Here is a 12748-nt window from a genome sequence, read left to right on the forward strand (position 1 = left end):
GGGCCGACCCGGCCGGCGCGGCGGGGGCGGCGCGGCCCCCACGCCGAGTGCACGAGGCAGCCCGCCGCCGCGCCGGCCGCGTACCAGAACAGATCGGGTGCGTTGAAGGTGGATCCGAGGACCAGGCGGGCGACGGCGCTGTGTGGGGCGAGCTCTGCCGGCAAAGGGCTGAGCTGCAGGAACTCGACCGCCCAGCTGATGGCCAGCGCCGTCCCCGCGGCCCGCAGGGGTGTCAGCCGCGGTGCCACCAGCACGACCAGGGAGAGGACCAGGACGGTGTAGAGCGCGTCCCCGCCGTACTTGGCCACGCTTCCCGCCGCCACGGCCCTGAGCCCCAGCCCCGCGCCGACGGTCACCACCGCGGCCCCGGCGGCCAGGAGACGCGTCCGGACGGTGGCGGCCGGAACCGGAGCCGAAGTGTGCCGGCGGGGCGCGGGGATGAGGTCCATGCGGTCATCCTGCCGGACACCCGCCGACCGGGGGCGCGTCCGCCCCGGGCCGAGGAGGATCCCGGACGGCGGTGTAGCCCGTACCGGGGGTGGAGCCCGGCGCGCAGGGCGTGTAGCGCCCGCCCGGGCGGGCATCGCTGCCACCCTCGTCGCCCATGGATGTCAGCACCTTCTACGCCCTCTTCTCCGCCACCTGCTTCACCCTGGTCGGCCTGTGGTGGAACGTGGTGCGGAGCCACTCGGAATGGATGCGCGAACCCGCCCTGCGCAGGATCGTGGGCGGGATCTACCTGTCCTTCCTGCTGCCCGCCCTGATGGGCCTCTTCGCCCAGGTCGGCGGCACGGAACAGCCACAGATCTGGCGGGCGGCCTTCATCGCCCTCGCCGTGGTCGGCTGCCTGTGCACCCTGAGGCTGCTCACCCGCGCCGGTGCCGGCGGCGACCGCTTCGTCACCTGGCAGCAGGCCGGCGCCGCCCTGCTCTACCTACTGATCGCCGTCGTCGGCGCGTTCCCCGAACTCGCCGTTCACATCGGCCTGCGTCCCATCCAGGCCGAGGCCCTCATGCTGATCGCGCTGATCACCCTGGGCCACGCCCTCGTCTGGCGCTTCATGGCGGGGGAGGGCCGCCCGGCGGAACAACCGTGACCGGTGGCCCGCGGGGCCGGCGGGCCGGGCCCCGCCCCGACGGCGCGTCAGCTCTCGCGGGCCATGACGCGCCGGGCCGCCTCGGCCTCGGCCGCGGGCGGAGACAGCTCGTCGAGGGTGTCGAGCTCGTCGTCCGACTCCAGCTCCTGCTCCCACGCCGCCGCGAGCCGCTCCTGCTCCTCGTGCGGTCTGCCGGCGACGGCCTCCCGGTGCTGCGGATCCAGAGCCGCGAGGAACCGTCCGACCGCGTCCTTCGCCATGTGTCGTACTCCTTCTCGGTGGGGGAGGGGCGGCGCCGACCGCGGTGCCGCGCCCGGCCCCAGGATGGCGAACCCGGCCGGTCCCGGCCGCCCGACACGGCACGCCGCCACCCGAATGCCTGCCGGGACCGGGCGGTCCCGAGGTTCCGGGGCGGGCCCCAGGAGCGCGATGGGCCCCGGCCGGGCCCCGTGACGGGCCGGGCCGGTCCGCGAAGGTCCAGCGGGTGCGGGCGCCATGAGGCTGCTCTAGCGTCGAAGGAGGGAGGGAAGCCCTGCCGAGCCGGTCCGGTGCGGGGTCCGGGCCCGGCGGCCGTGTACCGGCCGCGCTCGGCGCCGTTCCCCGGCGGATCCGGCACGCCCACGCGCCGGGCCGCGCGACGACCCCGGAGAGCAGGTACGTCCCATGCGCACGTCGACCGTATCGCAGGTGTCCTCACCGGCCTGGCCCTCGCGCTCGGTGGCGCTTGCCTCATCGCCCCCGCCGCCCACGCGGACGTCACGGCCTGCATCAACCAGGTCGAGCGGGAGCTGCAGGGCGGCGAGGCCCCGGACTCGGTCCGGATGGCGTGTTATGTCGGGTTGACGGGTGACCACGCGCAGTGCGTCAGCGGCCTCACCGCCGGCGGCGTCACGAACGGCACCGCGGTGAGCGCGTGCCGGGTGGCGCCCCAGTAGGCGGTGCCCCTTCCCGAAGCGGACCACCGATCCACGGCCTCCGCCGCCCCCCGGCCGCTGAGGCTCCAGGATCCGAGGCGGGGCACCCCTGCGGCCCGGCCGCAGGACCTCCCCGGCCTTCGGGGCCGGTGCACCGCCTCGTCCGGCAGGACGGAGCCTTCCGGGCCGGCGCCCGAGCGGTCCGCACCGCCCCCGCTGCCAGAATGGCGGCATGGGTGAGAAGCGGACGGAGCACGGCTACCTGCTGGACAACCGGCAGTCCCAGGCCGGGACCCGGTTCGAGGCCCTCGGTGAACTGTTCGACCCGGTGACGTTCCGGCACGTCGACGCGCTCGGGCTCGCGGCCGGCATGCGGTGCTGGGAGGTCGGCGCGGGCGGACCGTCCGTACCCCTGGGGCTGGCCGCACGCGTCGGACCCACGGGACGGGTGGTCGCCACCGACATCGACGTGTCCTGGACCCGGGAGGCCGCCGGCGGTGTGATCGAGGTGCTGCGCCACGACGTGGCGGCCGACCCGCCGCCGCCCGGCGGCTTCGACCTCGTCCACGCCCGACTGGTCCTGGTCCACGTGACGGACCGCGCCGAGGCGCTGCGCCGCATGGTCCGGGCACTGCGCCCGGGCGGCCGGCTGCTGCTGGAGGACGCCGACCCGGGGCTGCAGCCCCTGCTGTGTCCCGACGAGTCGGGCCCCGAACAGCGGCTCGCGAACCGTCTGCGGTCCGGCTTCCGCGCCTTGATGGCGGCACGCGGCGCGGACCTCGCCTACGGCCGGACCCTGCCCAGACTGCTGCGCGAGGCGGGCCTGACCGACGTCAGGGCCGACGCCTACTTCCCGATCGCCTCACCGGCCTGTGCCGTCCTGGAAGCGGCGACCGTGCGGCAGATCCGCCACCGGCTGGTGGCGGAGGGACTCGCCACCGACGAGGAGATCGACCGGCACCTGGCGAACGTCGCCACCGGCCGCCTCGACCTGGCCACCGCCCCGATGATCTCCGCCTGGGGCCGCCGCCAGTAACCCCCGGAACGCGCCCGGCCGGTGGCGGTCACGCCCCGCAGGCCCCGCCCGGCCGGACCCGGGCCCGTACCCGGTCCGCCCACTGACGGCCGGGCGGGACCAAATCCCCCGTGGGGCTGCGGCGTTCGCGGTGGGGGCCCGCTGGGCCGGTCAGGTTCGCGGGCCCGTGTCGAAGGTGGGCGGCTCGACGCCGCTGACGCACCCGGTCTTCGGGGCCGTCGGGTCGTCGAGGAAAGAGAGGGTGATCTCCTGCGCGCACGGGGACGCCGCGAAGGTCACGTGGGCGACGTACGGGATGGTGACGACCGTGGCCCGGCTCAGCGTACGGGCGGCGTACTCCCCGCTGCGCGCCCCGGTCTGGGCGTCGAACCCGCCCGACAGGACGAGGGTGGGGATGGCGCTGCGCGTCACGTCGCGGACCGAGCGCGGTGCGGCGGGAACCTTCCAGGCGTCGCAGTCGGCGTGGAGGAAGGTGAGCTGGGGAGAGTTGACCAGGACCGAGCGGGGGAAGGACGGGAAGGCCGCCCGTCCGGCCCGCAGGGTGTCGGCCTCGCTCTCGAACGGCACCCACTCCCGGCAGAACACTCCGTACGCCAGCCCGTGCGAGACCCGCCCGATCGCCTGGGGACTGAACTTGGCGCCCGCCCACTGCTCGGCGATCCGCCGCGGGTCGCCGTGGGCCAGCTCGTCGAGGGAGCGGGGTACGCCGGCCGCCACGTGGGTGGCGGAGGTCATCCAGTTCACCAGCGTCCCGCCGTCCAGCACGACCTTCACCGGCTGCGCGCGGCCCGGCACCTTGACGGTGGTGGTCACCGGCTTGGCTTCGAGCTGACGGACCAGGTGGTCGAAGGTGGCCGACAGCTTCGGGTAGCGACGGTCGCACGCGGGCTGCCGTGCGCACGCCTGGAACACGCCGTCGAAACCCTGGCGGGCGCTGCTCCAGGTCAGGGCGGATCCGGCGGTGGACGGCGGCAGGACGCCGTCGATGCCGACGGACCTGATCCCCTGGGGGTGGTCACGCATGTAGATGAGGGCCAGGTCGGTGCCGTAGGAGATGCCGAACACGTTCCACTGCGGCAGCCCCAGCGCGAGGCGCAGGTCCGCGTAGTCGGTGGCGCTCTCGGTGCTGTCGTAGGCGCCGAGTTCGGCCGTGCGGCCGATCAGCTGCTCGCGGCAGGTGCGCGTGGCGTCGACGTGCAGGCGCTGCGTGGACGGGGCGTCGTAGACCAGGCCGACCGAGCGTGCGGCGAACTCGTCGATGTTGGGGCAGGTCAGCACCGGGTCGGCCGAGTACGTGCTCCGCTGCGACATGAGGATGAGGTCGCGGTCGCGGTTGAGCCCGCCGTCGACCGCCAACTGGGCCTCCCCGACGGAGTCGTCGCCGGGGCCGCCGGCGAACCACACCACCGGGTCCGGCTTCGGCCGCTCCGTGGCAGCGGGCACGACGGCGACACCCAGGCTGATCTTGCGGCCCCCGGGCTCCGCACGGTTCTCGGGCACGGTGAGCGTCCCGCAACGGGCGCCCTTGAGGGCGGGGACCGGGTCCGGGGTCTTCGGGCAGGGGCCCGGCTCGTAGTGGGCGTCGCCGACCGTGCGCGGGGTCGTGCCGATCGCCGTACCGGAGCCCGGACTCGGGCCGCCGGCGGCGCCGTGGGCGGGAGCCGCCACGAGGCCGGTGACGAGGATGCCGGTCGCCAGCCCGGCCGGCACGGCACGCAGGCGCCGTACGGCGCGAGGGCGGCGGGGTGCTTCGGTGGGTCCCATCAGGCCTCCCGGTCACTTCGGTGCGATCGTGAGCGGTTTCGGTGCGAGGGCGGCCACGCGCGGACGGTCACGGCATCGAGAGGGCCCGTCCGGGGGCCAGGGCCGCGGAAATGCGTTCGGCGATGGTCTGGGCCGAGTTGCCCTCGGGGCTCTTGGGGCCCTTCGTCACGGACACGGAGATGGCGAGTTTCCGGGCGGGCAGATAGGCCTGGATGGCCGCGTAGCCGGAGAAGGACGGGTTCGTCAGGATCCAGCCGTCGACGACGATCACTCCCAGGCCGAAGTGCCGGGCGGCGGTGTTGGTCAGCAGGCAGACACTGGCCGGGCAGGACGGCGTCGCGTGGCCCAGGCCGACGGTCCCCGGGTCGAGTTGAGTCCGGAAGGATCCCGCCGACAGCAGTTTCCCGGTCCCCACGCCCCGCGCCGACCGGTCGAGGTCGCAGATGTCCTGCACCAGGACCGCGCCCCGGGCCGTGGTCCACGAGGGGTTCCAGAAGGTGGACTCCTCGTAGGTGCCGCGCTCGGAGGTGAAGGAGTGCAGGACGGGGTCCGGGATCTGAGGTGTGTACTGGTTGCTGGTCGCGGTCAGCCCGAGAGGCTCGAACACGCGCTGCGTGAGCAGCCGGTCCAGGGGGAGACCGCCGATCTTCTCCAGCGCGGCGCCGAGGATCGCGAAATTGGCGTGCGAATAGTTCCAGTTGGTTCCCGGCCGGTAGAGGAGGGGCTGCTTCGTCGCGATCGCGATGACCTCGGCCGGCGTCCACTGGCGGAACGGTTCGGCCTTGAGCTCCGCGAGGAAGGCGGGGTCGGTCACGTAGTCGTGCAGGCCGGAGGTGGAGCTGCCGAGCATCCGCAGGGTGATCTCCGAGCCGTGCGGTGCGTCCGGCAGCCAGCGGGACACCGGGTCGTCGAGCGAGGCCTTGCCCTCCTCGGCGAGCTGGAGGAGGACGATGCCCATGTGGACGATGGCCACGGACCCTGTACGGAAGCGCATCGACGGTTCGGCCGGGACGCCCGTCATCGATGCGCCGAGAGCGGTGGTGAGCACCTCCCGCCCGTCGGAGGAGACCCGCAGCACCACCGCGTTCAGCCCGAGCTCCCGCTGGGACCGCCGGGCTATTTCGAGGACCGTGCGCGCGTCGCCCCCGGCCGGTTCGGGCGAAGCGGCGCAGGCTGCGGACGCTGCGGGCGCGGCCGAGGCCGGGCCCGTGGCGACTCCGGCCGGCAGGACCGTGCCCAGCAGGCCGGCGATGCAGAGCAGCACCGTACGGGTCCGCCTCATCCACTCAGTATGGGCGGACCCGTCGGGTGGCGCGCGCGGTGCGCGCGGAGGCCCGGTCAGGCAGGCTCCGAGGCCGTCCGCGGGCCGACCGGGAGCAGGCGGCCGCCGGTGAGCCGCAGCAACTCGTCGGCGGTGGTGGGGAACACCGTGTGCGGGGTCCCCGCGGCCGCCCAGATCCGGGCGTGGCCGGTGAGCGCCTCGTCGACGACGGTGGGCAGACGCCGGGGGTGTCCGACCGGGGCGACACCCCCGATGGCCTGCCCGGTGGCCTCGCGGACCTGCTCGGGGGTGGCTCGGCGGAGTTCGGGGCGACCCCACCGGGCGGCGAGGGCCGTGGTGTCGACCCTGTGCCGCCCACTGGTGAGGATGAGGACGGGCTCGTCCCCCGAGAGGAACACCAGGCTGTTGGCGATGGCCCCGATGTCGCACCGCAGGGCCTCGGCGGCCTCGGCGGCCGTGCGGGCGGAGCGGTCGAGTTGGCGCACCTGCCCGGGAACGCCGGCCGAGGCGAGGGCGCGTGCCACCTCCGCGGACCGGGCGGGCAGGGCCGGCGGGGCGGGCGGGGCGGGGGTGGCGTGCTCGGGCTCCACGGGCGCTCCTTCGACTGGTCGTTCCCCATACAGAACGTTCTGTATGTGGAACGATAGGGTGCGGCGCGGAAGCGCAGCAAGCGGATTGAGCGGGGCTCAGGGGGAAGGAGGCGTTGCGTGGATCTGGCGGCTGAGGTGGGCGCCCGGGTGCGGGCACTGCGGACGGAGCGCGGGGTGTCGCTGTCGGAGCTGGCCCGCAGGTCGGGGGTCGGCAAGGGCACGCTCTCGGAGCTGGAGAGCGGACGCCGCAACCCCACCCTGGAGACGCTCTACGCGCTCACGACCGCTCTGGAGCTCCCGCTCAGCACGGCGCTGCACACGACGGGACTGCCGGCGGAGCTGTCGGGCGCGGCGGTGAACGCGGTCCTCACCGAGCGGTTCGAGGATGCCGCGGCGGTCACGGAGACCTACCGGATCCGCATCCGCGCCGGATCGGTCCAGGAGTCCACCGGGCACACGGCCGGGGCGACGGAGCGCATCGTCGTCCTGGGAGGGACGGCCCACGTGGGCGAGCTCGCAGGGCCGCCCCGGCGGGTCGGACCGGGCGAACACGCCGACTGGGCGGCCGACGTACCGCACCTGTACCGCGCCGCGGAGGAGGACGTCGACGCGCTCCTCGTGGTCCGCTACCCCCGCCGGGTCATCTCGTAGCGGTGCGTGGCGACATGGTAGAAGTGGGCGTCAACGGCGGGTTCGAGCAGCGGCGTTCGGGGTGGGGAATGCGGATCGGTGAGCTGGCGCGGCGCAGCGGGGTGAGCGAGCGTTCCCTGCGGTACTACGAGACGCAGGAACTGCTGCGCGCGGAGCGCACCCCCGGCGGCCACCGGGACTACGGCGAGTGGGCGGTCGACCGCGTCGTACGCATCCAGACCCTCTACGCCGCCGGTCTGAACAGCAAGAAGATCGCACAGTTGCTGCCCTGCATGCGGGACGCGGACGGCAGCCCGAGCGAGGTCGCCACCCCGCAGCTGGTCGACGACCTCACCTCGGAACGCGACCGGATCAACAGCCTCATCACCGACCTGGTCCGCTCCCGCGACGTCCTGGACGAAGTGATCGACACGGCCTCGCGCGACGCGACACCGGGAGGGGGCCGCGCGTAGGAGGGTCGCGGGGTCGTGGCGCGCGCTGTCCTGGCAGGGCGTCAGGAGAGGGTCCGGTGCACCGCCTCACGTGCCGGCAACGCCCTGAAGGGGGTCGGGCTCGGCCGTCAGGAGGGCGAGGAGACCCGGGAATCGGGCCTCGATCTCGGAGCGCCGCAGTGAGGCCATCCGGCTGTTGCCCCGGTCGACCTGGCGGATCAGGCCGGCCTCGCGCAGGGTGCGGAAGTGATGGGTGACCGTCGCCTTCGACACGGGCAGCGCGAAGGAGGCGCAGGTGCGTGCCGCGCCGTCCGGGGCCGAGGCCAGTTCGCGCACCACGCGGCGGCGCAGCGGATCGGCCAGTGCCGACAGCACCGTGCCCAACTCCATCTCCTCGACGGCCGGATGGCCCTCCTCGTCGGGCATGGTGACGACATCCTTCCGTAGGTACGGATTGAATCGTACCTCCCGCGACTGCTACCGTCGGGTAGGTACGAATTCGGTCGTACCTACCTGTGGGGGAGAACCCTGATGGACCAGCTCGTCACGCTCGTCGGCACCGCCCGCCCCAAGCCCGAACGCGCCGAGGATCTCAAGCAGTTGCTGCTCTCCTTCGTGGAGCCCACCCGGCAGGAGCCGGGATGCCTGGAGTACCACTTCCACGAGGACGGCGAGCAGCCCGGCGTCTTCGTGTTCTACGAGGTGTGGCGCAGCCGGGCCGACCTGGACGCCCATCTGGCGCTGCCGCACCTGAGCGACTTCTGGGAGCGCCGGATGGACTACCTGGCCACCGACCTGGAGCTCCGCTTCCTGGAGATGCACAGCCCCTACGGCCACTGACGACCTCGCGAGCGGCGGAGCTCGGGGTGGAACGGCCTGGACGGCGCCCTGGCGGGGCCGGCCGGCAAGGGGTGGGAAAAGATGCGGCTCGCGATGTCGAGAAGCCGTGCCCCGCTCCGTCCCCGCAGTGAACGCGACCACAATGGGTCGCACCCGCACCGCACCGAGGAGAGCCATCATGGCCAAGTACCTGCTGCTCAAGCACTACCGCGGCGCCCCGACCCCGGTCAACGACGTGCCCATGGACCAGTGGACGCCGCAGGAGATCGCGGACCACGTGCAGTACATGAACGACTTCGCGGCCCGGCTCGAAGGGACCGGCGAGTTCGTCGACGGCCAGGCACTCGCCCCCGAGGGCACCTTCGTCCGCTACGACGGCGAAGGCCGCCCGCCCGTCACCGACGGCCCCTTCGCCGAGACCAAGGACCTCATCGCGGGCTGGATGATCATCGACGTCGACAGCTACGAACGTGCCGTCGAGCTGGCCGGGGAACTCTCGGCCGCTCCCGGGGCGGGCGGGAAGCCGATCCACGAGTGGCTCGAACTGCGCCCCTTCCTGGGCGCCCACCCCACCGTCACGGAGTGACCCTCCCCAGGGACGAGGCCCGGCTCCGGAGCCTCACGCCCGGTGTGCTGGCCATCCTCGTCCGCCGCGGAGCCGACTTCGCGGCGGCCGAGGACGCCGTACAGGACGCCCTGGTCGAGGCGGTGCGCGTCTGGCCGGACGACCCGCCGCGCGACGCGAAGGGCTGGCTGGTCACCGTGGCCTGGCGCCGCTTCCTCGACGCGGCCAGGGCCGACACCACTCGCCGGCGGCGCGAGGACCGCGTCGACCGGGAACCGCCGCCGGGCCCCGCACCCGAAGCGGACGACACCCTCTGGCTCTACTTCCTCTGCGCCCACCCCGCGCTGACCCCGTCGTCGGCGGTCGCGCTCACGCTGCGTGCCGTCGGCGGGCTCACCACCCGCCAGATCGCCCGCGCCTACCTGGTGCCCGAGGCGACCATGGCGCAGCGCATCAGCCGGGCCAAGCGCACCGTCTCCGGCGTGCGCCTGGACCGGCCCGGAGACGTCTCCACCGTGCTGCGCGTGCTCTACCTGGTCTTCAACGAGGGCTATTCCGGCGACCTCGACCTCGCCGCCGAGGCCATCCGCCTCACCCGGCAGCTCGCGGCCGCGATCGACCACCCCGAGGTGGCGGGACTGCTCGCCCTCATGCTGCTCCACCACGCCCGGCGCGCCGCCCGGACCGCGCCCGACGGCAGCCTGGTCCCGCTCGCCGCGCAGGACCGGGGCCGCTGGGACACGCGGGCGATCGCCGAGGGGGTCGACATCCTGCAGGCGGCCCTCGCCCGCGACCGGCTGGGCGAGTACCAGGCCCAGGCCGCGATCGCGGCCCTCCACGCCGACGCGCCGACCGCCGCGGAAACCGACTGGGTGCAGATCGTCGAGTGGTACGACGAGCTCGGCCGGCTGACCGACAGCCCGGTCGTCCGGCTCAACCGCGCGGTGGCCGTCGGGGAGGCCGCGGGCCCGCGCGCCGGCCTGCGGGCCCTGGCCGCCCTGGACGCCTCCCTGCCCAGGCACACCGCCGTGGCGGCTTACCTCCACGAACGCGACGGGGACCCGGAAACGGCGGCACGGCTGTACGCCGAGGCGGCCCGCAAGGCGTCCAACCTCGCCGAACGCGACCACCTGATCCGCCAGGCGGCCCGGCTCAACGCCGACCGGAACCGGTGACGCCCTGACGGCCCCCGCCGGCGGGCGCGCCGCGCACCGCTGCGCGGGGGTGTGGGCACCTGCGCGGAGGGGGAGGGGCAGGTGCCCACGGGTGACGGCCGGGGGCCGCTCGCCGAGCCGGCCGTCGATTCCAGCGTAGGCCCCGCGGCCGGACGGACCGATTCGGGCGGGCTCAGGTCTGCGGCCTGCGCAGCAGCGGGGGAGCGGGGTTCGGCAGGGGGCTGGCCGCGGCAGGGGTCAGACCGTCCAGGACCAGGGTCACGTAGCGCCGCCAGCCTCCCTCGGCCGGATCCATGGTCCACAGGACGCTCACGAGCATGCCCATGACCCGCTTCAGGTCGTCGGGCACGAGGTCCGCCCGGATCACCCCGTCCCGCTGGCCGCGGACCACCAACGGGTCGAGCGCGTCGAAGAAGCGGGCGCTCGTTTCCGCGGTGAAGATGCCGGCGTTCCGTGCGGCGGTGAGGACGTGGTGCTCGTCGGCCGCCGAGGTCAGGGCGGCCTCGATCACGGTGGTCAGCCCGCGGCGCGCGTCCTCGTCCGTGAGGGCGCGGTCGATGGCGGGCAGGACGTCCTGGGTGAACTGCTGGTCCAGCACCGCCCGCAGGAGGGCCGCCTTGTCGGGGAACCGGCGGAACAGGGTGGCGATGCCCACGCCGGCCCGGCGGGCGATCTCGTCGAGCGGCGCTTCGGGCCCTTGCCCGGCGTACACGTCGCGGGCCGCCCGGACGATCTTCTCGACGTTGCGCGCGGCGTCGGCGCGTAGGGGCCGGGGGGTATCGGTGGGCACGGCCCCAGCCTAACAACCGAGGGCCGACCGCCAGTTCGAGTTGACACCCCGCGCGTCCTGAAGTGATAGTTGACTACTGAATAGAGCGTGTCCGCACCCTCGCATCCCCGCACCGCGCCCTTAGGGACCCCGTCATGCCTCAGCCGCCCGCGGCTCCACACACCGGCAAAGTGATCGCCACGCTCGCACTGGCGGGTGTCACGGCGGCCGTCATGCAGACCCTGGTCACCCCGCTCCTGGCCGACCTGCCGACGCTCCTCCACACCTCCTCCTCCAACTCCGCGTGGGTCGTCACCGCCACCCTCCTGGTCGCCGGCGTGTGCGTGCCCATCAGCGGCCGCCTCGGGGACATGGTCGGCAAGCGCCGCATGCTCCTGGCCTGCGCGGTGCCGCTGATCATCGGATCGGTGGTGTGCGCGCTGTCCGACGGCGTCGTCCCGATGATCGTCGGGCGCGGCCTGCAGGGCATCGGAATGGGCATGATCCCCCTGGGCATAGCCCTGCTCCGCGACGTCGTGCCCGCCGAGAAGCTCAGCTCCTCCATCGCCCTGGTCAGCGCCTCGATGGGCATCGGCGGCGGCATCGGCCTCCCGCTCTCGGCGGCGGTCGCGCAGTACGCCGACTGGCGCTTCCTGTTCTGGGGCGCGGCGGCGCTCGCCGCCGCCGTCGCCGGCATGATCCTGGCCTTCGTCCCCGACGTCCCGGCGGGCGCCAAGGGGCAGCGCTTCGACTTCGTCGGCGCGCTGGGCCTGGCCGTGGGCCTGGTGTGCCTGCTGCTCGCCGTCTCCAAGGGGGCCGACTGGGGCTGGGGCTCGGCCACCACCGTCGCCCTGTTCGCCGGTGCCGCCGTGGTCCTGGCGGCCTGGGGGTGGTTCGAGTGGCGCACCACCGACCCGCTGGTGGACCTGCGCACCACCGTCCGCCCGCGCGTCCTGCTGACGAACCTCGCCTCGGTCTTCATCGGCTTCGGCATGTACGCGAGCATGCTGGTCGTCCCGCAGCTGCTCCAGTACCCCGAGGCCACCGGCTACGGCCTGGGCCAGTCGATGCTGGCCGCCGGCCTGTGGATGCTGCCCGGCGGCCTGATGATGATGGTCGTGTCCCCGCTCGGGGGCCGCCTCACCAACGCCCGCGGCCCCAAGGTCACGCTCGTCTGCGGCGCGGTGGTACTCGCCGCCGGATACGGGGTGGCGCTCCTGCTGGCCGGGACGGCGCCGGGCCTCATGGTCGCCGCCATGGTGATCAACAGCGGGGTCGCCCTCGCCTACGGGGCCATGCCGGCCCTGATCATGGGTGCGGTGCCCCTCGCGGAGACCGGTGCCGCCAACGGCTTCAACACGCTGATGCGCTCACTGGGCACCTCGACCGGCGCCGCCGTCGTCGGCGTGGTCCTGGCCCGGATGACCACCACGGCCGGGGGGTTCACCTTCACCTCCGAGAGCGGCTTCCGCACCGGGCTGCTGCTGGGCGGCGCGCTCGCCCTGGTCTCCGCGGCCGTCGCCGCCCTCATCCCCGCCCCCCGGGTGGAACCGCCCGCCACCAGGGGCGCGGAGGGGCCGACGGTGGAGCCCGCCGGCGCGGCCGCGAGCGCGTAACGGAGCCGCGTAACGGAGC

15 protein-coding genes are annotated in these 12748 nt (G+C 74.1%); 8 read left to right on the forward strand and 7 right to left on the reverse strand.

Annotated elements, in window-relative coordinates; all coding sequences use genetic code 11:
• Positions 1 to 449 (reverse strand): DUF2809 domain-containing protein (locus AB4039_RS28260; RefSeq protein ID WP_442272118.1); only part of this gene is annotated, 449 nt, incomplete at its 3' end.
• A gap of 155 nt (positions 450 to 604) precedes the next feature.
• On the opposite strand from AB4039_RS28260, the gene AB4039_RS28265 reads away from it, so the two are divergent.
• A complete protein-coding gene (locus tag AB4039_RS28265) occupies positions 605 to 1096 on the forward strand; it encodes a hypothetical protein (protein WP_266847180.1) in 492 nt (163 codons plus the stop codon).
• A 47-nt stretch (positions 1097 to 1143) separates the two neighbouring features.
• Here AB4039_RS28265 and AB4039_RS28270 read toward each other — a convergent pair whose 3' ends face one another.
• Positions 1144 to 1356 (reverse strand): hypothetical protein, encoded by a 213-nt coding sequence (locus AB4039_RS28270; RefSeq protein ID WP_266847178.1) that lies wholly within the window; start codon positions 1354 to 1356, stop codon positions 1144 to 1146.
• An 886-nt stretch (positions 1357 to 2242) separates the two neighbouring features.
• Here AB4039_RS28270 and AB4039_RS28275 point away from each other — a divergent pair.
• Entirely contained in the window at positions 2243 to 3046 is an 804-nt protein-coding gene (locus AB4039_RS28275; protein WP_442272119.1) for a methyltransferase domain-containing protein, read from the forward strand.
• A gap of 150 nt (positions 3047 to 3196) precedes the next feature.
• On the opposite strand, the gene AB4039_RS28280 is transcribed toward AB4039_RS28275, so the two are convergent.
• The 3 genes from AB4039_RS28280 to AB4039_RS28290 form a co-directional block, all read right to left on the reverse strand.
• Complete coding sequence (locus AB4039_RS28280) at positions 3197 to 4810, reverse strand: alpha/beta fold hydrolase (protein WP_442272120.1); 1614 nt, start codon at positions 4808 to 4810, stop codon at positions 3197 to 3199.
• 67 nt (positions 4811 to 4877) lie between these two features.
• Positions 4878 to 6092: a serine hydrolase domain-containing protein gene (locus tag AB4039_RS28285; RefSeq protein ID WP_442272121.1), complete on the reverse strand. Its 1215-nt coding sequence runs from the start codon at positions 6090 to 6092 to the stop codon at positions 4878 to 4880.
• Between the two features lie 56 nt (positions 6093 to 6148).
• Complete coding sequence (locus AB4039_RS28290; RefSeq protein WP_442272122.1) at positions 6149 to 6682, reverse strand: YbaK/EbsC family protein; 534 nt, start codon at positions 6680 to 6682, stop codon at positions 6149 to 6151.
• Between the two features lie 117 nt (positions 6683 to 6799).
• Between AB4039_RS28290 and AB4039_RS28295 the strand changes: the two genes are divergently transcribed.
• Together AB4039_RS28295 and AB4039_RS28300 are read left to right on the forward strand one after the other, a co-directional pair.
• Positions 6800 to 7333 carry a helix-turn-helix domain-containing protein gene (locus AB4039_RS28295; RefSeq protein WP_442272123.1) on the forward strand — a complete coding sequence of 178 codons (534 nt, stop codon included), beginning with the start codon at positions 6800 to 6802 and terminating at the stop codon, positions 7331 to 7333.
• 68 nt (positions 7334 to 7401) lie between these two features.
• Positions 7402 to 7785, forward strand: a complete 384-nt coding sequence (locus AB4039_RS28300) for a MerR family transcriptional regulator (protein WP_442272137.1) — start codon at positions 7402 to 7404, stop codon at positions 7783 to 7785.
• Positions 7786 to 7851: 66 nt separating this feature from the next.
• Here the strand turns inward: AB4039_RS28300 and AB4039_RS28305 are convergent, their stop codons facing one another.
• The gene (locus AB4039_RS28305) at positions 7852 to 8190 is read right to left on the reverse strand and encodes an ArsR/SmtB family transcription factor (protein WP_442272124.1); all 339 of its coding nucleotides are present in this window, start codon (positions 8188 to 8190) and stop codon (positions 7852 to 7854) included.
• Positions 8191 to 8295: 105 nt separating this feature from the next.
• On the opposite strand from AB4039_RS28305, the gene AB4039_RS28310 reads away from it, so the two are divergent.
• From AB4039_RS28310 to AB4039_RS28320, 3 genes are all read left to right on the forward strand, one after another.
• Positions 8296 to 8604, forward strand: a complete 309-nt coding sequence (locus AB4039_RS28310; RefSeq protein WP_442272125.1) for a putative quinol monooxygenase — start codon at positions 8296 to 8298, stop codon at positions 8602 to 8604.
• 178 nt (positions 8605 to 8782) lie between these two features.
• Positions 8783 to 9190, forward strand: a complete 408-nt coding sequence (locus AB4039_RS28315) for a YciI family protein (protein ID WP_442272126.1) — start codon at positions 8783 to 8785, stop codon at positions 9188 to 9190.
• The gene (locus tag AB4039_RS28320; RefSeq protein WP_442272127.1) at positions 9187 to 10344 is read left to right on the forward strand and encodes an RNA polymerase sigma factor; all 1158 of its coding nucleotides are present in this window, start codon (positions 9187 to 9189) and stop codon (positions 10342 to 10344) included. Before AB4039_RS28315 ends, AB4039_RS28320 begins: the two co-directional genes overlap by 4 nt.
• 172 nt (positions 10345 to 10516) lie before the next feature.
• Here AB4039_RS28320 and AB4039_RS28325 read toward each other — a convergent pair whose 3' ends face one another.
• Entirely contained in the window at positions 10517 to 11134 is a 618-nt protein-coding gene (locus AB4039_RS28325) for a TetR/AcrR family transcriptional regulator (protein WP_266846710.1), read from the reverse strand.
• Between the two features lie 134 nt (positions 11135 to 11268).
• Between AB4039_RS28325 and AB4039_RS28330 the strand changes: the two genes are divergently transcribed.
• Positions 11269 to 12729, forward strand: coding sequence for an MFS transporter (locus tag AB4039_RS28330; RefSeq protein ID WP_442272128.1), 1461 nt, complete (start codon positions 11269 to 11271; stop codon positions 12727 to 12729).
• The last annotated feature ends 19 nt before the right edge of the window (positions 12730 to 12748 follow it).

Origin of the sequence: Streptomyces sp. M-16, assembly GCF_052114405.1 — a bacterium.
Classification (GTDB): Bacteria; Actinomycetota; Actinomycetes; order Streptomycetales; family Streptomycetaceae; genus Streptomyces.